Annotated in this window: 22 protein-coding genes and 1 tRNA gene; 11 read left to right on the plus strand and 12 right to left on the minus strand. The window is 69.2% G+C overall.

All coding sequences use genetic code 11. From position 1 onward, the window contains the following. Window positions 1-11: 11 nt before the first annotated feature. Window positions 12-980 carry a thiamine-phosphate kinase gene (locus ACFOWZ_RS19495; RefSeq protein WP_382374375.1) on the minus strand — a complete coding sequence of 323 codons (969 nt, stop codon included), beginning with the start codon at window positions 978-980 and terminating at the stop codon, window positions 12-14. Between the two features lie 97 nt (window positions 981-1077). Here ACFOWZ_RS19495 and ACFOWZ_RS19500 point away from each other — a divergent pair, with 97 nt between their 5' ends. Next, entirely contained in the window at window positions 1078-1311 is a 234-nt protein-coding gene (locus tag ACFOWZ_RS19500) for an Lrp/AsnC ligand binding domain-containing protein (RefSeq protein ID WP_089925682.1), read from the plus strand. A gap of 19 nt (window positions 1312-1330) precedes the next feature. Next, window positions 1331-1894, plus strand: coding sequence for a DUF3515 domain-containing protein (locus tag ACFOWZ_RS19505; RefSeq protein WP_382374377.1), 564 nt, complete (start codon window positions 1331-1333; stop codon window positions 1892-1894). Window positions 1895-1971: 77 nt separating this feature from the next. On the opposite strand, the gene ACFOWZ_RS19510 is transcribed toward ACFOWZ_RS19505, so the two are convergent. Beyond that, a complete protein-coding gene (locus ACFOWZ_RS19510; RefSeq protein ID WP_382374379.1) occupies window positions 1972-3021 on the minus strand; it encodes a D-alanine--D-alanine ligase family protein in 1050 nt (349 codons plus the stop codon). A 56-nt stretch (window positions 3022-3077) separates the two neighbouring features. Between ACFOWZ_RS19510 and ACFOWZ_RS19515 the strand changes: the two genes are divergently transcribed. Continuing rightward, the gene (locus tag ACFOWZ_RS19515; RefSeq protein ID WP_382374381.1) at window positions 3078-3245 is read left to right on the plus strand and encodes a hypothetical protein; all 168 of its coding nucleotides are present in this window, start codon (window positions 3078-3080) and stop codon (window positions 3243-3245) included. A 51-nt stretch (window positions 3246-3296) separates the two neighbouring features. On the opposite strand, the gene pdxR is transcribed toward ACFOWZ_RS19515, so the two are convergent. Beyond that, complete coding sequence (gene pdxR / locus ACFOWZ_RS19520) at window positions 3297-4667, minus strand: MocR-like pyridoxine biosynthesis transcription factor PdxR (protein WP_382374383.1); 1371 nt, start codon at window positions 4665-4667, stop codon at window positions 3297-3299. Between the two features lie 67 nt (window positions 4668-4734). Here pdxR and ACFOWZ_RS19525 point away from each other — a divergent pair, with 67 nt between their 5' ends. After that, a complete protein-coding gene (locus ACFOWZ_RS19525) occupies window positions 4735-5379 on the plus strand; it encodes a pyridoxamine 5'-phosphate oxidase family protein (RefSeq protein WP_382374385.1) in 645 nt (214 codons plus the stop codon). Here the strand turns inward: ACFOWZ_RS19525 and ACFOWZ_RS19530 are convergent. The 4 genes from ACFOWZ_RS19530 to ACFOWZ_RS19545 form a co-directional block, all read right to left on the minus strand. After that, window positions 5360-5818 (minus strand): cysteine dioxygenase, encoded by a 459-nt coding sequence (locus ACFOWZ_RS19530; protein ID WP_030467934.1) that lies wholly within the window; start codon window positions 5816-5818, stop codon window positions 5360-5362. The two genes, ACFOWZ_RS19525 and ACFOWZ_RS19530, sit on opposite strands and share 20 nt — an antisense overlap. 118 nt (window positions 5819-5936) lie before the next feature. Then, entirely contained in the window at window positions 5937-7004 is a 1068-nt protein-coding gene (locus ACFOWZ_RS19535; RefSeq protein WP_382374387.1) for a cystathionine gamma-lyase, read from the minus strand. Further along, a complete protein-coding gene (locus tag ACFOWZ_RS19540) occupies window positions 7001-8011 on the minus strand; it encodes an NAD(P)H-dependent glycerol-3-phosphate dehydrogenase (RefSeq protein ID WP_382374389.1) in 1011 nt (336 codons plus the stop codon). The genes ACFOWZ_RS19535 and ACFOWZ_RS19540 overlap by 4 nt, the downstream gene beginning before the upstream one ends. 5 nt (window positions 8012-8016) lie before the next feature. Next, window positions 8017-8664 (minus strand): lysophospholipid acyltransferase family protein, encoded by a 648-nt coding sequence (locus tag ACFOWZ_RS19545; RefSeq protein ID WP_382375097.1) that lies wholly within the window; start codon window positions 8662-8664, stop codon window positions 8017-8019. 135 nt (window positions 8665-8799) lie between these two features. Here ACFOWZ_RS19545 and cofC point away from each other — a divergent pair, with 135 nt between their 5' ends. The 3 genes from cofC (at window position 8800) to ACFOWZ_RS19560 (ending at window position 11758) form a co-directional block, all read left to right on the plus strand. Continuing rightward, a complete protein-coding gene (cofC, locus tag ACFOWZ_RS19550) occupies window positions 8800-9423 on the plus strand; it encodes a 2-phospho-L-lactate guanylyltransferase (protein WP_382374391.1) in 624 nt (207 codons plus the stop codon). 53 nt (window positions 9424-9476) lie between these two features. Further along, window positions 9477-10442, plus strand: a complete 966-nt coding sequence (locus ACFOWZ_RS19555) for a hypothetical protein (RefSeq protein WP_382374393.1) — start codon at window positions 9477-9479, stop codon at window positions 10440-10442. Window positions 10443-10579: 137 nt separating this feature from the next. After that, entirely contained in the window at window positions 10580-11758 is a 1179-nt protein-coding gene (locus ACFOWZ_RS19560) for an acyltransferase family protein (RefSeq protein ID WP_382374395.1), read from the plus strand. Here the strand turns inward: ACFOWZ_RS19560 and ACFOWZ_RS19565 are convergent. Then, a complete protein-coding gene (locus tag ACFOWZ_RS19565; protein ID WP_382374397.1) occupies window positions 11680-13116 on the minus strand; it encodes a hypothetical protein in 1437 nt (478 codons plus the stop codon). The two genes, ACFOWZ_RS19560 and ACFOWZ_RS19565, sit on opposite strands and share 79 nt — an antisense overlap. A 158-nt stretch (window positions 13117-13274) precedes the next feature. Between ACFOWZ_RS19565 and ACFOWZ_RS19570 the strand changes: the two genes are divergently transcribed. The 3 genes from ACFOWZ_RS19570 to ACFOWZ_RS19580 are packed head-to-tail and all read left to right on the plus strand — an operon-like array spanning window position 13275 to window position 16734. After that, window positions 13275-13466 carry a hypothetical protein gene (locus tag ACFOWZ_RS19570; protein WP_382374398.1) on the plus strand — a complete coding sequence of 64 codons (192 nt, stop codon included), beginning with the start codon at window positions 13275-13277 and terminating at the stop codon, window positions 13464-13466. Window positions 13467-13525: 59 nt separating this feature from the next. Beyond that, complete coding sequence (locus tag ACFOWZ_RS19575; RefSeq protein ID WP_382374400.1) at window positions 13526-15817, plus strand: RNA degradosome polyphosphate kinase; 2292 nt, start codon at window positions 13526-13528, stop codon at window positions 15815-15817. Then, entirely contained in the window at window positions 15817-16734 is a 918-nt protein-coding gene (locus ACFOWZ_RS19580; protein ID WP_382375099.1) for an NUDIX hydrolase, read from the plus strand. Before ACFOWZ_RS19575 ends, ACFOWZ_RS19580 begins: the two co-directional genes overlap by 1 nt. 634 nt (window positions 16735-17368) lie before the next feature. Here ACFOWZ_RS19580 and ACFOWZ_RS19585 read toward each other — a convergent pair. From ACFOWZ_RS19585 to leuC, 3 genes are all read right to left on the minus strand, one after another. Beyond that, window positions 17369-18019 carry an HU family DNA-binding protein gene (locus tag ACFOWZ_RS19585; protein ID WP_382374402.1) on the minus strand — a complete coding sequence of 217 codons (651 nt, stop codon included), beginning with the start codon at window positions 18017-18019 and terminating at the stop codon, window positions 17369-17371. 185 nt (window positions 18020-18204) lie between these two features. After that, window positions 18205-18807: a 3-isopropylmalate dehydratase small subunit gene (leuD, locus tag ACFOWZ_RS19590; RefSeq protein ID WP_030467922.1), complete on the minus strand. Its 603-nt coding sequence runs from the start codon at window positions 18805-18807 to the stop codon at window positions 18205-18207. 2 nt (window positions 18808-18809) lie between these two features. Further along, complete coding sequence (gene leuC, locus ACFOWZ_RS19595; RefSeq protein WP_382374404.1) at window positions 18810-20216, minus strand: 3-isopropylmalate dehydratase large subunit; 1407 nt, start codon at window positions 20214-20216, stop codon at window positions 18810-18812. A 73-nt stretch (window positions 20217-20289) separates the two neighbouring features. Between leuC and ACFOWZ_RS19600 the strand changes: the two genes are divergently transcribed. Next, complete coding sequence (locus ACFOWZ_RS19600) at window positions 20290-20991, plus strand: IclR family transcriptional regulator (protein ID WP_051783466.1); 702 nt, start codon at window positions 20290-20292, stop codon at window positions 20989-20991. 681 nt (window positions 20992-21672) lie between these two features. On the opposite strand, the gene ACFOWZ_RS19605 is transcribed toward ACFOWZ_RS19600, so the two are convergent. Further along, window positions 21673-21745, minus strand: a tRNA-Glu gene (locus ACFOWZ_RS19605). Between the last annotated feature and the right edge of the window lie 19 nt (window positions 21746-21764).

Here is a 21764-nt window from a genome sequence, read left to right on the forward strand (position 1 = left end):
AGAGGTGAATTCTACGCGCGCCAGTGCTCCCAGCCAGCAGGTTTTTCGTAGATCCTGCCGTCGACCGTCACTCCTTCGCCCGCGCGGACCGTGCCGATGGTCGTCCAGCCCTCGGGCACTGCCTTCGGGCCGGGGAACGTCGCCGCGAGGGCGTGGTCCTCACCGCCGGTCAGCGCCCAGTGCCGCGCGTCGCCGCCGAGCGCCGACGCCACGTCCAGCAGGCGCGGGTGCAACGGCAGCAGCTCGGTGCGGATGTCGATCGCGACCCCGCTCGAGTCGGCGATGTGGCCGAGGTCCTGCAGCAGTCCGTCCGAGACGTCGATCATCGACGTGGCGCCGGCCTCCGCGGCCTTCGGGCCCTCCTCGTACGGCGGCTCCGGGGTGCGCTGGGCGTTCACGATGCCGACCGGCGAACGGAACCCGCGGCCGAGCACGGCCAGCCCGGCGGCCGCCCAGCCGAGCCGTCCCGTCACCGCCACGACGTCGCCGACGAGCGCTCCGGACCTCGTGATCGGCTCGAGCCCGTTCATGTCACCCATGGCGGTGATGGAGATCACCAGTGTGGCGGAGCTGACCATGTCGCCGCCGACGATGCCCGCGCCGGCCTTGGCCGCCTCCTGCCAGAGGCCCGACATGATCCCCTCGACGACCGACGCGGGGGTGTCCGCGGGACACGCGAAACCGACGAGCAGAGCGGACGGCAACGCTCCCATCGCGACGACGTCGGCGAGGTTCACCGCGGCCGCTTTTCGGCCCACCTGCTCGGGACTGGACCAGTCGAGTCTGAAGTGGACACCCTCGACCAGCACGTCCATCGAGGCGACGACCCGTCCGTCGGGCACCGCCACGACGGCCGCGTCGTCCCCGGGACCGAGGATGGTCGTCTCCGGCTGCGCCCGACCGGTCGTCACCCGGTGGATGAGATGGAACTCACCCACATCGGCGACCGTCTCCGCGTCGTGCGGCGGCTCCGGACGCAAAGTTGCCTCCCAATCTGAGCATTCGGAACCCCAACTGGGGTACGTTGCGTGACACGTTCCTACCTCGACCCAACCTGTCGCGACGAAGGGGCACGCCGTGGTGCATGCATACATCCTCATCCAGACCGAGGTCGGCAAGGCCGCTGCAGTCGCCTCCGAGATCTCCGGGATCGCCGGGGTAGCAACCGCCGAAGACGTCACCGGTCCTTACGACGTCATCGTCCGCGCCGAAGCCGACACCGTCGACCAGCTCGGCCAGCTCGTGGTCGCGCGCATCCAGAACGTCGAAGGCATCACTCGGACGCTGACCTGCCCGGTGGTGCATCTCTAGCTCGTGTTCCCATAGCTGGGTGACTCAGCAGGAATCCACGTCGGCGCTGTCCCGGCCGCTGCTCGCGGCGGTCGGGCTCGCCGTGCTGCTCGCCATCGGTGTCGCAGGGCTCGGCCTGGTGCTGGGCACGGGAAACCAGACGGAGGACGTGCCCGGTCGCACGGGTCCCCTCGCGCTGGTCTCGATCGACGCACCGTCGGCGGAAGCACCGGAATGCGCTTCCCTGGTCGAGAAGCTCCCGGTCGGGCTGCCGTCCGGGAAGGACATGCTGCCGCGCAGGGAACTCGCCTCGCCGGCGCCGCCAGCCACGGTCGCGTGGGGTGACGCCAAACACGATCCGGTGGTCCTGCGCTGCGGCCTGCCGCGGCCGAACGAGCTGAACGCGACCTCGCAGCTGCGGGTGATCTCCGACGTCCAGTGGCTGCAACTGCCCGGTTCCGGCAGCTCGACGTGGGTGATCGTGGACCGCGGTGTGTACGTGGCGCTGACGGTGCCCGACGACGCGGGCACCGGACCGTTGCAGGACATCTCGACAACGGTGCGCGACCTGCTGCCCAAGCAACCGGTCAAGACCTCTCCCTAGCCATAGTTGATTGGCGCGAAAAGCACGTTCGGGCGATCTATCGGCCCGAACGTGCTTTTCGCGCCAAAAACGGGGGGCTAGCGGAGGCCGCTGCCGCGGGCGATCGCCGTCTCGATCAACGTGGTCAGCAGCGTCGCGAAGTCGATGCCCGTCGCCTCCCACGCCTTGGGGTACATGGAGATCGGGGTGAAGCCCGGCATGGTGTTGAGCTCGTTGATGATGAGCTCGTTCTGCTCGGTGAGGAAGAAGTCCACCCTGGACAGACCCTGGCAGTCGAGCGCCTTGAACGCGGTGACGGCCATTTCGCGCAGTTGCGCGGCGATGTCGTCGTCGAGCTTCGCCGGGATGTCGGCCTCGTAGGAGTCGTCGACGTACTTGGCGTCGAAGTCGTACCACTCGACGCGCTCGCCGACCGGACGCAGCTCGCAGGGCAGCGAGGCCTCGACGCGGCCGTCCGGGAACTCCAGCACGGCGAGCTCGATCTCGCGCATGTTCGGCACGGCGGCCTCGATGATGACCTTGGGGTCGTGCTGGCGCGCCTCGAAGATCGCGGCGTCGAGGTCGGCCCAGTCGCTCACCTTCGAGATGCCGACGGACGAGCCGGCGCGCGACGGCTTCACGAACACCGGCAGGCCGAGGTGCTCGCGCTCGTCGAGGGTCAGCGTGGTGGCGGCGCGGTCCAGCGCGACGAACTTGCCGACGGGCAGGCCCTCGGCCTGGAGGATCTTCTTCGCGAAGATCTTGTCCATGGCGGCGGCGCTGGCGAACACGCCGGGACCGACGTACGGGACGCCGCCCAGTTCGAGCAGGCCCTGGATGGTGCCGTCCTCACCCCACGCGCCGTGCAGCAGCGGGAAGACGACGTCGACGTCCTTCAACGCCTGACCGGGCTCGATCGCGGCCACTGACGCGTTGCGCAGCGTGGGGAGGTTGCCGGCGCCTGCCTCCAGCGCGTTCGGGTCCGTGCCGAGCGCCCACTGACCCTGCGGTGTGATGCCCACCGGCACCACCTCGAAGCGGTCGGCGTCCAGGTAGGGCAGGACGCTCTTGGCTGACTGGCAGGAGACCTCGTGCTCGGAGCTGCGGCCGCCGAACACCACGGCCACCCTCTTCTTGCGCTGCGTCATGCCGGGGACCCTACCCGTTTGGGCGATTGTGCCTACTGCGCAGTTGGCCTCGATCGGTGCTGGAGATCGAACCGCTCGACGACGCCGAGCTGATGGGCTGCGCCGGCGTGCTGATCGCGGCCGAACCCGTCGACGCACCGGCACCGGCCGGGGAGCGCAGGCTCCGAGACCGTGAGGAGCTCGGGCGCATCGACACCACCACGGACGCGGCGAACTCCCCGTGATCCGGGTGAACGAGCAGCTCGGCTGCGTCACCGCCCGCAAGACCGTGACCGTCAGCCGCTCGTGCTGAGCAGCTCGGTCAGCACCGGCAGAGCGCTCACGAGCTGTTCTCGCGAGCACGCGCTGTACCCGATGATCAGTCCGTGGAGCTTGGCCCGGTTCACGTAGTGCCGGGCCAGGCCGTCCACCCGCAGGCCGCGTTCGAGCGCCTGCCGCATGAGGTCGCGCTCCAGTTCGGTGTTGGGCAGCAGCACGACGACGTGCGCGCCCGCGTCGTCGCCGAGCACCTTGATCCCCGCGTCCGCGAACGTGTCGATGATGAGCGCGCGCCGTTCGGACAGCTCGCGCCGCAGCTTGCGCAGGTGCCGGCCGAGGTCACCGGTCCGCGCCAGCTCGACGACGACCCGTTGCCCCGCGGCCGCCGGGCTGGTGCCGGTCAGGTCGCGGTGCTCCAGCACGGCCGTGGCTATGTGCTCGGGGGCGACCATCCACCCGGCGCCCAGCGTCGGGGTGAGGATCTTGCTCGTGGTGCCGAGGTGGACCACGACGTCCGGCGCCAGCGCGGCGAGCGACGGCAGCGGGGCCACGTCGTAGCGCAGCTCGCCGTCGTAGTCGTCCTCGATGACGAGCCAGCCGTCGCGGCGCGCCCGTTCGACCAGCGCGACCCGCCGGCCCGCCGACATGCGGCCGCCCAACGGGTACTGGTGCGCCGGCGAGCAGTAGACGGCGCGAACACCGGCCGGAACGGCGTCCGGCAGCAGGCCTTCCGCGTCGACGGCCGCCTGGACGACCCGGAGCCCGGCCGCGCGGAACACGCCCACCGCCCGTTGGTAACCGGGTTCCTCGACGGCCACGGCGTCCCCGCGGCGCAGCACGGCCACCGCGATCTCCGTCAGCACCGCCGTGGTGCCGCCGGTGGCCAGCACGGGATCGGCGTTGACGGCGAGACCGCGGTGGCGCAGCAGGTGCTCGGCGATGGCCTCGCGGTACTCGGGCAGGCCCGCGCGTTCGGGGCGGGACAACGGGGGCGCGTCGGCCGCGGCACGCCAGGCCCGCCGCCAGGCCGCGCGGTCGAGGCCACCCGCCCACGGTGCCCCGGTCCCGAGGTCGACGAAGTCGGTGATCGCCGGGACGACAGGCTTGCGCGAACGTTTGCGCAGCGGGCCGGGCGGGGTCGTGGTGACGTAGGTGCCGGAACCGTGACGGCCCGCGATCCAGCCCTCCGCGTGGAGCTGTTCGTAGGCGGCGGCGGTGACCGTGCGGGACACACCGAGCGACTCGGCCAACGCGCGCGTTGACGGCAAACGGTCGCCCGCGCGCAGGCGACCTTCCGACGCAGCGGAACGGAGTGCGTCGGCGAGCTGGACGGCGAGCGGTTCGGCGGACTCGCGGTCCAGCGCCACGGGAAGCGCGGTCTCAGCCAAAGTGGCCTTCTCAAATCGATCAGAACTGGCGCTTCAATGATGCCACTTGGACCGACACAGTAGAAGCATGACCACTGACGTGCAGCTCTCCCCCACCCCGCGCAGCACCGTCGTCCGCGGCAAGAAGCGAGCCGTCCAGGACCGCCAGGTGCTTTACGACATCCTCGACGCGGGCCTGGTCTGCCACCTCGCCGTGGAGGTCGACGGGGCGCCGTTCCTCATCCCCACCGCGTACGGGCGGGACGGCAACCGCATCTTCCTGCACGGGTCGACGGGCTCACGGTCCATCAGGAGCATGATCGAAGGCAAGCCTGTTTGCGTCGCGGTCACGCTCGTGGACGGCGTCGTGTACTCGCGGTCGGTGTTCCACCACTCGATGAACTACCGGTCGGCGATCATTCACGGCACCGCGAAGGTCGCCGAGGACCCCGAACACGCGCTGAGGGTAATCGTCGAGCACGTCACGCCGGGCAGCTGGGACTACGCGCGCAGTCCGTCCAAGAAGGAGCTCGCGCAGACCGTCGCGCTGGAGATCGATCTCACCGAGGCGAGCGTGAAGGTGCGCGAGGGCGGTCCGGGCGAGGAACCGTCGGACCTCGAAGCGAACCTCGTGTGGGCAGGACACATGCCGCTCGTGCAGACGTGGGGTGCGCCGGTGCCACACGAGACGGACAAGGCCATCCCGCCGCACGTCAGCGCACGGGCCCGTTGACCGGGTCGTAGCGGTACGGGTTCATGGCGCGTGTGCCGTGACGGTAGACGTGGATCGACACGGCCGGATCCACGCCGTCGTTGCGCACCTGGTGCACGTAGCCCGGCCCCCACACGCGCGACTGACCGGCGTGAAGGGAGTGCACGACCTGGATCTTCGTGGTGACGACCTCGGTCAGCAGGCCGCTGACCACGGTGAACGCACCCGAGGTCGTGGCGTGGTCGTGCAGCGAGGCCGTCTGACCGGGGAGCCAGCTCATCAGCCAGATCTCCTGGTCGTCGGTCTTGTCGACCAACGCCGAGAAACGCTCCTCCGGGTCGTACCGGAGCAGGTGCTTCCAGCGGTCGCGGTCGGCCGCCCACGACAGCGCCACCCGGACGGGGTGCAGCAGCGCGGAGTTTTCAGGCAGTACGACGGTGTTCTCGGGAACGGCGAACATCGGGAAGAACAGTCCTAACCATGGCGAGTGCGCGAAAAGAGGACGCGGGACTATCGCCAGGTACAACACAGTGCGCTGAAGGACATGTGCCAGAGGGTCCCGGAACCGGGACCCTCTGTCAAACCAGGCCCAGAGCTTGGGACACGTCCGCGACCAGGTCCGCGGTGTCCTCGCAGCCGGCCGAGAACCGCACCAGGCCCTCGGGCACCGGATCACCGAACTGGGCGCGCCGGTCCGCGGTGGAGTGCAGGCCGCCGAACGACGTCGCCGCCGACACCACCTCCAGGCGCGACAGGAACTCGTCGACCGCCTCGACCGACGGCAGTTCGAACGTCAGCACGCCGTTGAACCGGCGCATCTGCTGTGCCGCGACGAGGTAGGCGGGGTCCTCAGGCGCACCCGGCCAGCGCAGCCCGTCGACGCGCCCCTTGAGCAACTCGTAGATCGCCGCCGCGTTCTCAGCCTGCCGCGCGAGCCGCAGGTCCAGGGTCGCCAGGCCGCGCAACGCGAGCCAGGTCTCGAACGGCCCGGGAATCGCGCCGTTCGACGTGCGCAGCTCCCGCACCCGAGCGGCGAGCTCCGGCGACGCCACCGTCACGTGTCCGAAGAGGACGTCGCTGTGCCCGGACACCGCCTTGGAGTCCGACGCCACCACGATGTCCGCGCCCAGCTCCAGCGGCCGCTGCCCGAGCGGGGTCGCGGTCGTGTTGTCCACGGCCAGCAACGCACCCGCCGCATGTGCCGCGTCGGCCAACGCCGCGATGTCGCAGACGTCGAGACCGGGGTTCGACGGCGTCTCCAGCAGCACCAGCCGCACGCCCTCGAAGGACGGGTACGGCCCGGCCGTGGGCACCTCGATCACCTTGACGTCCATTTCGGACACAACGCGCCGGGTGAGGAAATAACCGTCCGACGGCACCGCGAGAGTGTCCCCTGTGGACAGCACCGACCGCAGCAACGTCATGATCGCGGCCATGCCGGACGGGAAGACCACGCACTCCCCGCCCTCCAACGACCCCAGCGCCTGTTCCAGCGCACGCCAGGTCGGGTTGCCGACGCGGCCGTAGAAGTCGTCGCCTCCGAGGTGGTACGCCGACGCGAACACCGGCTGCGCGCCGTAAGGCTCTCCCGGCCCACCCGAAACCGAATGCACCACTCGGGTGCCGTCACCGTAGGAGTCGTTCACTGGCGCTCGTGCTTCCGGTCGCGGCCCAGCAGCGCGACACCGAGCTCGCGCACACTCAGCCCGTCGTGGCACACCTGGTGCACGCCTTCGGTGATCGGCATGTCCACGCCGTGCGCGGCCGCGAGCTCGCGGATCGACGAACACGACTTCACGCCCTCGGCGACCTGACCGTGCGCGGCCTCCTGCGCCTGCGCGAGGGTCTCGCCCTTGCCGAGCCGCTCGCCGAAGGTCCGGTTGCGCGACAACGGCGACGCGCAGGTCGCCACCAGGTCGCCCAGACCCGCCAGGCCGGCGAACGTCAGCGGGTCGGCACCGAGCGCCGCGCCCAGCCGCGCGGTCTCGGCCAGGCCGCGGGTGATGATCGACGCCATCGTGTTGTCGCCGAAGCCCATGCCCGCCGCCATGCCGCACGCCAGCGCGATGACGTTCTTGCACGCCCCGCCGAGCTCGCAGCCCACGACGTCGGTGTTGGTGTACGGGCGGAAGTACGAGTTGGAGCACGCGTGCTGCAGGTCGACCGCGCGGTCGTGGTCCGTGCACGCGATGACGGTCGCGGTCGGCTGGCCGACGGCGATCTCCTTGGCCAGGTTCGGCCCGGACACCACGGCCACCTGCGACTCGTCGACGCCGGCGACCTCGCGGATCACCTCGCTCATCCGCTTGAGCGTGCCGAGCTCGACGCCCTTGGACAGCGACACGAGCGTCGCGTCCGGCGGCAGCAGCTCCTTCCACGCCGACAGGTTCACCCGCAGCGTCTGCGACGGCACCGCCAGCACCACCGCGTCCGCCCCGTCGAGCGCCTTCGCCGGGTCGGAGGTGGCGGCGAGGTTGGCGGGCAACGAGATGCCGGGCAGGTAGTCGGCGTTCACGCGGGTCTCGGTGATCGTCGAAGCGACCTCCTGCCTGCGCGCCCACAGCACGACCTCGGGACCGGAGTCCGCGATCACCTTCGCGAAGGTCGTGCCCCACGAACCGGCGCCGAGCACCGCAACACGTTCGATCGCCATTGTGTTCAGGCCTTCCTCGGACCGTAGAAGCCTTCGGGCGCCTGCTCCTGGCGCACCTCGGCGAGCTGGGCCTTCACGTGGTTCATCAGCAGATCGGTGACCTCGCGCAGCAACGGGAGCGTCTCCTCCTTGCCGCGGTAGGCGGACAGGTCGATCGGCTCGCCGACGGCGTGCGTGATCGTCTTGCGCGGGAACGGGCGGAACTTCTTCTGGTAGTGGTTGTAGAGGTCGAGCGTGCCCCAGCGGGCGACCGGGATCACCGGACCGTCGTGCTGCAACGCGAGCCGCGCCACGCCGGTGCGGGAGTTCGCGGGCCAGCCGTCCGGGTCCTTGGTGATGGTGCCCTCGGGATAGATCACCACGACCTGACCGGTCGCCAGCGCGTTGTGCGCCTCCCGCAGGCTCTGCTGCGCGTCGGACGTGCCCCGGTAGACCGGGATCTGCTTCGCCCCCTTCAGGATCGCGCCCATGATCGGCACGTTCCACAGGCTGTGCTTGGCGAGGAAGTGCGGCACCCTGTCGTTCTTGTGCACGAAGACGGCGTCGTAGCACGGGTCGAGGTGCGAGATGTGGTTCATCACCAGCAGCGCCGATCCCTGGCGCGGGATGCGGTCGCCGTGCAGGATCCGGTGCCTGCCCAGCACGAACGACATGGGGTAGACGATCGCCGCGGCGACTCCGACCCAGAAGCCGCCCTTCTCCTTGGCCACGCTGACCTCTCCTCACTCCTGACCAGCACGTACTGCGCCCATGAGCACACTAGTCGTCGAATCGTGGACTATGGCGAGGTGCGGGATGAAGTTGACCTCGTGGTTCCGGTCAAAACGCTCGACAGGGCAAAGACCAGGCTGACCAGCGCCACCGGAGGAGATCCGGTGTCACACGCGGCGCTGGCGCTCGCGCTCGCCATGGACACGGTGAGCGCCGCCGCGGCCACGCCCGGTGTCCGTCGCGTGGTGACGATCACATCGGACCCGGCCGTCGCCGCCGAGATGGCGGCGCTGGGCGTCGAGTCGTTGCCGGAGCCCGCCGAGCCCGGACTCAACGCGGCGTTGAAGCACGGCGCGCGCACACTGCGGTCCGACCGCATCGGCGCGCTCCAGGCCGACCTGCCCGCGCTCAAGCCGGCGGAACTCCAGGCGGCGCTCCAAGCAGCGAACAACCGGCGCGCGTTCGTTCCCGACCGTCAGGGCACCGGCACGACGTTGCTCCTCGCCGCACCCGGCGGTGAGCTCGACCCGAGGTTCGGCGTCGGGTCCGCCGGCCACCACCGGATTTCCGGTGCCGTCGCGTTGATCGGACCGTGGCCGTCGCTGCGCTGTGACGTGGACACGGAAGAAGACCTGCGGCTCGCGCTCACCCTCGGGCTCGGCGCGCACACCGCGAACGCATTGCCCGCCTGGACAACCTGAGCGGTCCTCACGCGTCTTCCGGGTCACTGGGGTGATCACGACTTGGGAGACTGATGCGAGCGCTCATCGCGCTGGCGGGGATCACGGCCGTCGCGGGCTGTGTCGCCGCCGTTCCGATCGACCGGCCGTCCGACTACACCGCACCGAGCACGCTGAACTCGTGCCGGGTGGACCTGCCCCAGGACTGGAAGGACCAGCTGTCCCGCAACACCACGGAGACCGGCTCGCACGAGAAGGTCACCGTCGTCGCCGCGAACGAGAACGCCGACGTCACGCTGGTCAAGACCACGCGCAACAGGACCACCGAGCTCGTGTTGCGCGACAGCAAGAAGCGTCAGCAGGTCATGGCCGTGCAGAACGACGCGCAGCTCTTCGACGTCGAGTTCGACGGGCGCTGGGTGACGTTCTCGACGAAACAGGGCCCGTCCGACGGCACCATGACGACGTACGCGTGGGACGCGCGCAACGACGGCGCGCCTGTGCGGATCGGTGAGAGCGGTGCCGTGGTGCACAACGGCAAGGCCGCCTGGTCCGACGGTTCCGGTGTGCACGTCTACGACCTCGCCAAGAAGAAGGACAGGATCATCGGTCAAGGCAAGGAGCCGGTGTTCCTCGGCGACGCGGTCCTGTGGTTGCAGGACGGGAGGTTCCGCGCCGAAGGGGCGCTGCCGGAGCAGCTGACCAAGGCGAGACCCGGGACCGCCACGTCCGACGGGCGCACGGTGGTGTGGACCCAGGGCGACGCGTTGCACGGCTGGCGGGAGGGCTGGACCGAAGCGCGTGAGCTCGCGGAGATCAAGCCCAGGACCGAGGGGATCGTCTTCCCGCGGGTCAGCGGCGACTTCGTGTCGTGGCAGTCGGAGTCGTCCTACGTCACGGACATCCGCAGTGGCGCGACCATGCACACGACAGAAGGCGGCTACTGGCTGGAGGTCCACGGCGGCGCGCTCACGCAGCAGGGGTGGCGTGTTGCGGCGGTCGCTCCCCTGTCCGCGCTGTCACCGTTGTCGCGCTGTTGAAACAGTGACGAACGCCACGAAAATGTTGTTTCGAGCAACGCGGCGGGAAACCCCAGCACCTTTACATCCGTATCCCCTGATGCGAACGGCGTAGCCCCCGGCGCCGTACCCCGACGCTTGCCCCGAGGTGTTCCTGCATGAAGTCGTTGACGCACGCCGACTACCTGGCGTTGCGCCGCTTTCCCGCTCTTGACGGCCTGAGGGCCATTGCCGCGGTGCTGGTGGTGTTCTTCCACTACGGGGGCCCGGACTGGCTGCAGGGGTGGGCGGGGGTCCAGATGTTCTTCGTCCTCAGCGGATTCCTCATCACCACCCTGATGCTGCGCGAGGAGCGCGGCACCGGACGGATTTCGCTGAAGGAGTTCTACCTGCGGCGGGCGTTCCGGATTCTGCCCGTCTACTTCGTGATCCTGCTCGTCACGGCCGTCGGCTCGGCGGTCGCGGGCACGTTCGTCAGCAACGGCATCGGCCCGGCGCTGAAGTACTTCCTGACCTTCACCAACGAGTTCGCCGGGTCCAGCCCGTACGGACAGTCCTGGTCACTGGGCATCGAGCAGAAGTTCTACCTGGTCTGGCCGCTGGTGGCGATCGCGCTGGGCACCGTCGTGCTCAAGCGCCGCGCCGGTGCCACCGCCCTCGGCATGCTGCTCGCGCTCGTGGTCGTGAACTTCACCGTGTCGCACAGCAACCCCGGCTGGCCGCTGCACTACTTCTCGATCCTGTCCGGTGTGCTGCTGGCGATCGCGCTGCACAGCCCGCGCGGATTCGCGCTGCTTCGCCCGCTCACGAATCCGGTGGCGCAAATCATCGTCTCGCTCGGATTCGTCGCGGTGCACCTGAGCGTGAAGCCGATCGCCGCACTCCTCGACGGACTCAACGGAATTCCAGGTCACGTGCTGGTCATTCCGGTCTACGCGCTCGCGACCGCGGTGCTGCTCACCTCGCTGATCGCACCGGGACCGGCCACCACTTTCCTGTCCACGAAGCCGATGCAGTTCGTCGGCGAACGCTCGTACTCGCTTTACCTGGTGCAGACGATCGCCGCGACGGTCATCGCGTTCTTCTGGCCCGCTTTGTCGGGCATCGGACAGTCCGTGGTGGTCACGGCGCTGGGACTGGTGCTGGCGAGCGTCCTCTACGTGACCGTCGAGATCCCGATGATCAACGTCGGCCGTCGGGTGATCACTCGCCAGCGTGCCGCGGCCGCCGTCAAGACGGCCGTTGCCCAGAACGGAACTCAGCAGGGTGCGCCGCAGGCTCCCACGCCGCAGTCCGAGTCGTCGCGGTTGGCGACCATCGGGCAGGCCCAGCCGTAGAACGGGTTCGGAGCGAGCGGCACGGGTTCGGAGTCGCTCTCCCTGGCCAGTTCGGTGGCGTGCTGCGTGGTGAGCGTCACGGGGGTCCCGCTCGCCTGCGCGTCGTACGCGCCCTTCTCCAGCTCCAGGATCTCGACGCCGCGCGAGATGTCGGCGACGAACACCGTGTTGCGGTGCCAGTACGGCGCCCACGACGTCGCGGTGTCCGGGCGCCAGTAGCCGATCTGGATCGGCCTGGCGGGGTTGGAGATGTCCAGGAGCCTGGTGCCCTGGTTGTACCAGGAGTAGGCCACGATCCGCTTCTGCACGTCGAAGTAGTGCGCGGAGCACGTGACGTTGCCGGGGATCGTGCCCTCCTGGTCGTCGGGGCTCCAGATGCCGACCGTCCTCATCTCCTCGGGCTTCTCGCCCCAGCCCTCACCGTTGTGCGTGCCCTGCAGTGAGGAGATGACGAACCGGCCCTCGGTCTTGCACGTGGGTGACCCGAACGCCTCCTCGGTGTGCAGCAGCAGCGAACCGGCCGGGTTCTCACGCGTGGGCGCGGGACCGTCGCCGAGCGTGCGGCCGACCGGGCGGAACGAGTTGTGCGTGAACGAGGTCGGCATGTCCGCCTTGGGCACGGTGCCGCCCGCGTAGGCGACCGGGTCCCACGCCTTCGCCTCGCGGTACTTGCCGCTCAACGGGTCGCGGTGCCAGCCCTGGGTGTAGTAGCCGCGGGTGCCGTCGTCGCCCGCCACCCACGCGATGCCCTGGGCGTCGACCTGGACGTCGTGCGTGATCTTGCCTTCGCCCGCCTTGCCGCGGACGTCGACCGAGACCGGCAGCTCCTTCGGCGTCCGGGGATCGCGGATGTCGGTGACGAAGATCCGCCCGGTCCTGGCGTCCGACCGGTCGAGCCCCGCCGTCCAGAGGAACTGGCAGTCGTTGATGCAGGTGCTCGTGTGACCCGTGTTCTGCCGGTGGAAGCTCAGGATCTTGAGGTCGGCCGGGTCCACAGCGGACACGATGTAGTTGCCGGTCGGGCGGTCGCCGGGCAGCGTGCGGCCGAACGAGTTGACCTCGCGCGCCAGGAACGCGAGCTTGCGCTTGGGGTCGACGTTGATGTCCTCGTTCTCCCAGAAGCGCTTCGTCGGGTCGTCGCCCGGCAGCGCCATCTCCTCCTTGGTGAGGTGGTCGAGGAGCCTGGGCTGGTCCAGATCGGTGACGTCGAACGTCTTCAGCCCGGTCTCCATGCTGACGAACGCGACGTCGCGAGGCCCGTACTGGGCGAACGCGATCGAGATGGCCCGTTCGGTGCCGGGAAGTGAGGCCTTCAGGCGCACGTTCTTGGCCGCCGCCTGCAGCCGTGGTTTGTCCACCTTCGGAGTCCTGGGTTCGGCCGTCGCAGCCGTTGCCAGTCCTGCCGTGGTGAAGGCCAACAGGGTCGCCGCAGTGATTGTGGCTATAACCTTCATGGATCGACCCTGGCAGCGGCTCGAATGAGACGTGTAGGTCCGAACGTCTAGGCTTCTGCTCCGTGCAGGCGACCGTATCCACGTTCAACAGTGACGGTTCCGCCACTGTGCTCCGGGACGACGGTGTTCTCGTCGACGTGAGCGCCGAGGCGGTCACCGCGGGTGGCTGGCGAATGCTGCGTCCGGGTCAGCGGGTGACCCTCGAACGTAGTCCCGACGGGGTCGTCACCGCCCTGCGCAGGCCTGTTCTGTGACGAGGAGTTCACCAGTCGGTCGTTCTGGCTAGGGGCGCGCGCGGCGATAGTGCGGAACAATGCGGGGCGTGAGCACGGACGACAACGACGGCAAGGCGACACCCTCCCGACGCCGCTCGACGCGCAGCAAGGCGACGCCTCCGCCCGCGGCGACCCCGCGCAAGCAGCCTCGCGCGGCGACCAGGCGGGCCTCCAACCCTCCGCGGACGAAGACCCAGCCGACCCAGCCGGTGGCGACGCCGGTGCGCAGCGTCCCCTCGGCGCCGCCCGCGGTGACGTCGAGCGCCCTGCCCACGGACCTCCCGGACGACCGGTACTTCAACCGGGAACTGTCCTGGTTGGACTTCAACTCCCGCGTGCTCGCGCTGGCCGAGGACTCCTCGCAGCCGCTGCTGGAGCGCGCGAAGTTCCTCGCGATCTTCGCGTCGAACCTGGACGAGTTCTACATGGTCAGGGTCGCGGGCCTGAAGCGGCGCGCGGAGACCGGCCTCACGGTGCGCAGTGCGGACGGGCTCACGCCGCTCGAGCAGCTCGTGGCGATCTCCAAGCGCTCGCAGGAACTCGTCGAGCAGCACGCCCGCGCGTTCCTCGACCACATCCGGCCTGGCCTGGAAGAGCACCGGATCAGCATCGTGGCGTGGGGCGACCTCACCGACTACGACCGGCTGAGGCTGTCGAACTACTTCAGCGAGCAGGTCTTCCCGGTGCTGACGCCGCTGGCCGTCGACCCGGCGCACCCGTTCCCCTACATCTCCGGGCTGTCCCTGAACCTCGCCGTGACCGTGCGGGACCCCGAGGGCGGCGGCGAGCGGTTCGCCCGCGTGAAGGTGCCGGACAACGTGCCGCGGCTCGTCCGCGTCGAGGCGGACCGGTCGTCCTCGTCGGCGACCTTCCTGCCGCTGGAGGAACTCATCGCCGCGCACCTGGGCGAGCTGTTCGCCGGCATGGAGGTCATCGAGTGCCACGCGTTCCGGGTGACGCGCAACGCGGACCTGGAGGTCGAGGAGGACCGCGACGAGGACCTGTTGCAGGCGCTGGAACGTGAGCTCGCCCGCCGCCGGTTCGGCCCGCCGGTGCGCCTGGAGGTCGCCGACGACATGACCGAGCACATGCTCGAACTGTTGTTGCGCGAGATGGACGTGGACCCGCACGACGTCGTGACCGTGCCGGGCCTGCTCGACCTGTCGTGCCTGTGGCAGCTCTACGGCATCGACCGCAAGACCTTGAAGGACCCGGCGTTCGTGCCGGCGACGCACCCGGCGTTCGGGGAGCGCGAGACGCCGAAGAGCGTGTTCGCGACGCTGCGCGAGGGCGACGTCCTCGTGCACCACCCGTACGACTCGTTCTCCACGTCGGTGCAGCGCTTCATCGAGCAGGCCGCCGCGGACCCGCACGTGCTCGCCATCAAGCAGACGCTGTACCGCACCTCCGGCGACTCGCCCATCGTGGACGCGCTGATCGACGCGGCCGAGGCGGGCAAGCAGGTCGTGGCGCTGGTCGAGATCAAGGCGCGCTTCGACGAGCAGGCGAACATCAAGTGGGCCCGCACGCTGGAGAAGGCCGGCGTGCACGTGGTCTACGGCCTGGTGGGCCTGAAGACGCACTGCAAGACCTCTCTCGTGGTGCGCCAGGAGGGCTCGACGATCCGGCGCTACTGCCACATCGGCACCGGCAACTACAACCCGAAGACCGCGCGGCTCTACGAGGACGTCGGCATCCTGACCGCCGAGCCGACGATCGGCGCGGACCTCACGGACCTCTTCAACGTCCTCACGGGTTACGCGCGCCAGGACGAGTACCGCTCGCTGCTCGTCGCCCCCTACGGCGTCCGCAAGGGCATCGTGGAGCGCATCAACCTCGAGATCGAGCGCGCGCAGGCGGGTGAGACCTCCGGTGTGCGCATCAAGGTGAACTCGCTCGTGGACGAGCAGGTCATCGACGCGCTGTACCGAGCATCACAGGCCGGTGTGCCCGTGGACGTGGTCGTGCGCGGCATCTGCGGCCTGAAGCCGGGCATCAAGGGCCTGTCGGAGAACATCCGGGTGCGCTCGATCCTCGGCCGGTTCCTGGAGCACTCGCGGATCTTCCACTTCGTCGCCTGCGACGAGTACTGGATCGGCAGCGCGGACATGATGCACCGCAACCTCGACCGCCGCGTCGAGGTCGCCGTGCGCGTGAACACGCCACGCCTGAAGAAGCAGCTGGACGAGGTCTTCACCTCGGCGCTCGACCCGCAGACGCGCTGCTGGGTGCTGCGCTCGGACGGGGAATGGGACGCGTCACCGTCGGACGGTTCGTCGGTGCGCGACCACCAAATGGAACTGCTGCACGAGCACGGAGCTCTTGGGTGATCAAAGCTGCTGGGGCGGTGCTCTGGCGCGATGCCGACGGTGACGTCGAAGTCGCGGTCGCGCACCGCCAGCGTTATGACGACTGGTCCTTGCCGAAGGGCAAACTCGACGCAGGAGAGACGATTCCCGCCTGCGCGGTGCGCGAGGTGGAGGAGGAAACCGGATTCTCCTGCGTGCTCGGCCGCCATTTGCGGCAGGTCTCGTACTCGGTGCGAGGCGTGCCCAAGACGGTCGACTACTACGCCGCCGAGGCCGTCTCCGGTTCTTTCGAACCCAATGAGGAGGTGGACGAACTCCGCTGGCTGCCGGTCGAAGAGGCCTCGGCGTTGCTCACCTACGAACCGGACCGCGCGGTGCTGAAGGAGTTCTGCCGGCTGCCCGCCGACCTGTTGCTGGTGTTGCTGGTGCGGCACGCGAAGGCGGGAAAGCGGTCCGAGTGGGACGACGACGATGACCTTCGTCCCCTCTCAGACGCCGGCTGGCGGCAGGCCGCGGCGCTGCGCTCGTTGCTGCCCCTGTGGTCGCCCACGCGCGTCCACACGGCTCCCAGGGTGCGTTGTGTGGACACCGTGCGAGGCGTGGCCGAGGACCTCGCGGTGGAGATCGCGGAGGAGCCCCGACTGTCCGAGGAGGGCTTCTGGCCCGACCCGGACGCGGGTCTCGTGCGACTGCTGGAGGTCGCGACCGACGAGGGCAGGGCCGTCGTGTGCTCCCAGGGCGGCGTCATCCCGTCGGTCGTGCAGTCGCTGGCAGAGCTGGGCGGGCTGCGGCTCGACGAAATCCCCTGCAAGAAGGGCAGCGTGTGGGTGCTCGCCTTCACGCGGCCGTTCGGCACGTGGTCCACTTCGGACTCGCCTTCGCGCTGGCCAACGCTGGTGTCGGCGCACTACCTGGCCTCGGCACTGCCCCGCCCCTGAGGGTTGTTGCAGACGTTTTCAGCCGCCGTCTCCCCGCTCGACGAAAGTTCGCCTCTGGCAACCAAGTCGGGCCGGGAGGCGGCGGTTTCGCTTGTCCGGGAGGCGTTCGCAGGCGTGTGGGCGTTATTTCTATTGGCGGGCAGGGCGTTTCCCGGCCTTCTCGGACGTTATACGTATTGGGTGGGCGGACGGTTCGACAGCGGTGGTGGCTGACAATTGCGGACCGGTCTTTCCGGGGCTCGAGACGTCGGCCCGCGTTGCCTGGAGGCTCAACGGCTCCAGGCGCGCCTGCCCTGGGCTCTGGTTCGACAGCGGGCGGCTCTCGACAATCGAGGGCCGGTCTTTTCGGGGCGCCGAACACGTGCGGGCGACCTTCTCTCCCAGGCCAACGGCTCCAGGGCCGCGCCTCGGATCTGCGAGTTCGCGTCGGTCGTCCGGTCGCCTCTTCGGGTCAACCGCCGAAGGCGATTCGGCCCGAAGCGGTGGCCGGACGACCGACTGAGGGCGAACTCGCCGCCGCCTGCGAAGCAGCGGCCAACAAGCACAGCAGACAAACACGAAGGCCCCGGTGTGCGCACACCGGGGCCTTCCGCGTAGTTGCTGAAGTGACGCAGCCTCCCTCAGGAGGCCCGTCTCACTTCTTCTTGGCAGCCGTCTTGCGAGCAGCCGGCTTGGCAGCCGTGGTCTTCGCAGCGGGCTTGGCCGCAGCCGTCGTCTTGGCGGCAGCGGTCTTGCGGGCCGCGGGGGCCTTCGCAGCCGTCGTCTTGGCGGCGGCGGTCTTCGTGGCGGTCGCCTTCGCGGGCGCCTTGGCAGCAGCGGGCTTCGCGGCGGCCGTGGTGGTGCGACGGGTCGCGGGCGCCTTGGTGGCGGCCGCGGCCGTGCGGGTGCGCGTGGTGGTTGCGCGGGTGGTCGCCGCCTTGGTGGCGGGCGCCTTCGCAGCCGCGGGCTTCGCAGCGGCAGCAGCGGCCGGCTTGGCAGCAGCCTTGGCGGCAACAGCCTTCGGCAGCTTCTTCGCACCGCTGATGACGTCCTTGAACGTCGAGCCGGGGCGGAACGCGGGCACGTTGGTCTTCTTGACCTTCACGGTCTCGCCCGTGCGCGGGTTGCGCGCGGTGCGAGCCGCACGGGCACGCTTCTCGAAGACGCCGAAGCCCGTGATGTTGACCTTCTCGCCCTTGTTGACGCTACGCACGATCACATCGACGATGCCGTCAACAGCAGCACCCGCGGTCTTCTTGTCTCCCAGGCGCTCGGCGAGCGCCTCGATGAGCTGGGCCTTGTTCACCTTCAGTCCCTCCCAGGACGCTCACGGCCCTAGCGTCGGGCCGACTAGAACGCAACGGTAGGCCCAAATCGCAAGAAATACCAATCGCCACGCCAAAATTTTCGTTGTGGCGTGGCTAATTGCGCCCCTTCGAGGGACAGGAGGCGCCGGATTCGCCCCTCTCAAGGGGAGAATCCGGCCCCCTCTCAGACCGCCTGAAGCGGATCCGTTGTGGGCAACCAAGTCTGGCGATTGGCCTCGAAATCGCTGATCTCGGCCTCGTGGCGGAGCGTCAAAGCGATGTCGTCGAGGCCCTCCAGAAGGCGCCAGCGGGTGTAGTCGTCGATCTCGAACGGGGCTACCAAGTCCTTGGCGCGAACGGTCTTGTCGGTGAGGTCCACGGTGACCGGCGTGCCGGGTTCGGACTCCAGCAACTTCCACAGCAGCTCGACATCGGACTGGCTGCACTGCGCCGCCACGAGGCCCTGCTTGCCGGCGTTGCCCCGGAAGATGTCTGCGAAACGTGACGACACGACCACGCGGAAGCCGTAGTCCATCAACGCCCAGACGGCGTGCTCGCGGGAGGAACCGGTACCGAAGTCGGGACCCGCCACGAGGACGCTGCCCGCCTTGAAGGGCTCCTGGTTGAGGATGAAGTGCTCGTCACCGCGCCAGGCGGCGAAGAGGCCGTCCTCGAACCCGCTGCGGGTCACGCGCTTGAGGTAGACGGCCGGGATGATCTGGTCGGTGTCCACGTTGGACCTGCGCAGCGGCACGCCGACGCCCGTGTGGGTGGTGAAGGCATCCATGGTCAGTTCTCCAGGTCTGCGGGGGCGGAGAGGGTGCCGCGCACGGCCGTGGCGGCGGCGACGAGCGGCGACACGAGGTGCGTCCTGCCGCCCTTGCCCTGCCTGCCCTCGAAGTTGCGGTTCGAGGTCGACGCGCTGCGCTCACCGGGGGCGAGCTGATCCGGGTTCATGCCAAGGCACATCGAGCAGCCGGCCTGCCGCCACTCGGCGCCCGCGTCGAGGAAGACCTTGTCCAGGCCCTCTTCCTCGGCCTGCTTGCGCACCCGCATCGAACCGGGAACGACCAGCATCCGTACTCCTGAAGCGACGTGCTTGCCCTTGAGCACGTCCGCGGCGGCGCGCAGGTCCTCGATGCGTCCGTTCGTGCACGAGCCGAGGAAGACGGTGTCCACGCGGATGTCGCGCAGCGGCGTGCCGGGCTCGAGGCCCATGTACGTCAGCGCCTTCTCGGCGGCCACGCGCTCGTTCTCGTCCACGATCTGCTCGGGGTCGGGGATGTTCGCGCCCAGAGGCAGGCCCTGCCCCGGGTTCGTGCCCCACGTGACGAACGGGGTGAGCTCGTCGGCGTCGATGTGCACCTCGGCGTCGAACGTCGCGTCGTCGTCGGTGCGCAGCGTCTTCCAGTACTCGACGGCCGCGTCCCAGTCCGCGCCGGACGGTGCGTGCGGACGCCCCTCGATGTAGTCGAAAGTCGTCTGGTCCGGTGCGATCATGCCGGCGCGCGCGCCCGCCTCGATCGACATGTTGCAGACCGTCATGCGCGCTTCCATCGACAGGTTCTCGATCGCCGCGCCGCGGTACTCGAGCACGTAGCCCTGCCCGCCACCGGTTCCGATCTTCGCGATGACCGCGAGGATGATGTCCTTCGCCGTGACGCCGGGCTTGAGCGCGCCGTCGACGTTGATGGCCATCGTCTTGAACGGACGCAACGGCAACGTCTGCGTCGCCATCACGTGCTCCACCTCGGACGTGCCGATGCCGAACGCCAGCGCACCGAACGCACCGTGCGTGGACGTGTGACTGTCACCGCACACCACGGTCATGCCGGGCTGCGTGAGGCCGAGCTGCGGGCCCACCACGTGGACGATGCCCTGCTCGAGGTCTCCCATCGGGTGCAGCCGCACACCGAACTCCGCGCAGTTGCGGCGAAGCGTCTCGACCTGCGTGCGCGACACCGGGTCGGCGATCGGCTTGTCGATGTCGACCGTGGGGACGTTGTGGTCCTCGGTCGCGATCGTCAGGTCGGGCCTGCGCAGCTTCCGGTTCGCCAGGCGCAGCCCGTCGAACGCCTGGGGGCTGGTGACTTCGTGGAGCAGATGGAGGTCGATGTAGAGGAGGTCCGGCTCCGCACCACTGCCGTGGCGCACAACGTGTGCCTCCCACACCTTCTCCGCGAGCGTGCGGCTCATCGCGACATCTCCCACAGTATGGACGTGCCGACAGATCTGGACTTCTCACTGTCTGGGAAGTTAGTATCGGCTTGTGGGACAGCATAGCGGGATCGGCGTGCTGGACAAGGCAGTGGCCGTGTTGAACGCCGTAGCAAAAGATCCGTGCGGCCTGGCCGAGTTGTGCAATCGCACCGGCCTGCCGCGGGCAACCGCGCACCGCCTGGCCGTGGGCCTCGAGGTGCACCGGTTGCTGCGCCGAGGCTCTGACGGCCGCTGGCGTCCTGGCGCGGCTCTCGCCGAGCTCGCCGGTGGCGCGACGGACCCGTTGCTGGACGCGGCTTCCTCCGTCCTGCCACGCCTGCGCGACATCACCGGCGAGAGCGTGCAGCTCTACCGCCGCGACGGCATGCAACGCGTGTGCGTCTCGGCGGCCGAACCGCCGTCGGGCCTGCGCGACACCGTGCCCATCGGCGCGCGCCTCCCGATGACGGCGGGCTCCGGCGCCAAAGTCCTCGCCGCGTGGTCGGACCCCGGCACCCAGCGCGCCGTCCTGGCCGACGCCGTGTACGGCGAACGCACTCTCCTGGAGGTCCGCCGCCGCGGCTGGGCACAAAGCGTCGCCGAACGAGAACCAGGCGTGGCTTCGGTCTCGGCCCCGGTCCGCGACTCTTCGGGCGCAGTAGTGGCTGCGGTCTCAGTCAGCGGCCCGATTGACCGAATGGGCCGCCGCCCTGGCGCCCGCTGGGCAGCCGACCTCCTGGCAGCGGCCGAGGCCCTCCAAAGCCGCCTCTAACGCACCAACGCAAACACACGGCCGCCTTCCCACGGGAGGGCGGCCGTTGCCGTTGTGCCCCGCGACACGCCGCACCTTCCAACGCGACACGCGGAACCCCTGTCTCAACACGCGAACGCCGCTCCCGAGACCGCCACACCACGAAGAAGATCGCCAAGGACGACGAGGAGCGGCAAGACAACAGCCCAAGCGAACCTCTACCCGCACCACACGGGGAAGAAGCCCTGTGACGTCTGCCGCGGAGTGTGCAGCCCAGTGCGGGATTCTGCGCGATGGTGCCAGTGAGGGTGCCGGCGGCGTCAGTTCGACCGGTTCGGCGATTCAGAACACACAGGAGCTCAAGTTCCGATGTGACTCTGACTACGGCGTCACGGGTTTCCTCGCCGACGAGTTCCAATCCAAGAAACGGCGCCTCTAAACCGCCTCACCCAGTTTCCGGCGAGCGAAGCGAAGCCCCACCGAGCGCATTGGCGACGCGAAGCGAGCCCCCATCCACTGGCGAGCGAAGCGAAGCCCCCAAGATGGCGAGCGAAGCGACGCCCTCACCACACAACGCAGGCAACCTACGGGGGGTCCGGGGGGCGAAGCCCCGCCGGCTGGGGGTCTGGGGGCTCGGCCCCCAGAAGACAATGCGAAAGAGGCCTGTCAGCGCTTTCCGCTGACAGGCCTCTCCCACCTCTGTAGCCCCGAAGGGATTCGAACCCTCGCTACCGCCTTGAGAGGGCGGCGTCCTAGGCCGCTAGACGACGGGGCCCTAGAACTTCTTGCTGGTT

Origin of the sequence: Lentzea rhizosphaerae (assembly GCF_042649515.1) — a bacterium.
In the GTDB taxonomy this organism is placed as follows: Bacteria; Actinomycetota; Actinomycetes; order Mycobacteriales; family Pseudonocardiaceae; genus Lentzea; species Lentzea aerocolonigenes.

What these genes read in the sequence shown, in the direction of transcription:
- ACFOWZ_RS19510 (WP_382374379.1), bottom strand. Translation starts at nt 3,021, where the DNA reads ATGACGCAGCGCAAGAAGAGGGTGGCCGTGGTGTTCGGCGGCCGCAGC.
- ACFOWZ_RS19525 (WP_382374385.1), top strand. Translation starts at nt 4,735, where the DNA reads ATGACCACTGACGTGCAGCTCTCCCCCACCCCGCGCAGCACCGTCGTC.
- ACFOWZ_RS19530 (WP_030467934.1), bottom strand. Translation starts at nt 5,818, where the DNA reads ATGTTCGCCGTTCCCGAGAACACCGTCGTACTGCCTGAAAACTCCGCG.
- ACFOWZ_RS19540 (WP_382374389.1), bottom strand. Translation starts at nt 8,011, where the DNA reads ATGGCGATCGAACGTGTTGCGGTGCTCGGCGCCGGTTCGTGGGGCACG.
- ACFOWZ_RS19545 (WP_382375097.1), bottom strand. Translation starts at nt 8,664, where the DNA reads ATGTCGTTCGTGCTGGGCAGGCACCGGATCCTGCACGGCGACCGCATC.
- ACFOWZ_RS19555 (WP_382374393.1), top strand. Translation starts at nt 9,477, where the DNA reads ATGCGAGCGCTCATCGCGCTGGCGGGGATCACGGCCGTCGCGGGCTGT.
- ACFOWZ_RS19560 (WP_382374395.1), top strand. Translation starts at nt 10,580, where the DNA reads ATGAAGTCGTTGACGCACGCCGACTACCTGGCGTTGCGCCGCTTTCCC.
- ACFOWZ_RS19575 (WP_382374400.1), top strand. Translation starts at nt 13,526, where the DNA reads ATGCGGGGCGTGAGCACGGACGACAACGACGGCAAGGCGACACCCTCC.
- leuD (WP_030467922.1), bottom strand. Translation starts at nt 18,807, where the DNA reads ATGGATGCCTTCACCACCCACACGGGCGTCGGCGTGCCGCTGCGCAGG.
- leuC (WP_382374404.1), bottom strand. Translation starts at nt 20,216, where the DNA reads ATGAGCCGCACGCTCGCGGAGAAGGTGTGGGAGGCACACGTTGTGCGC.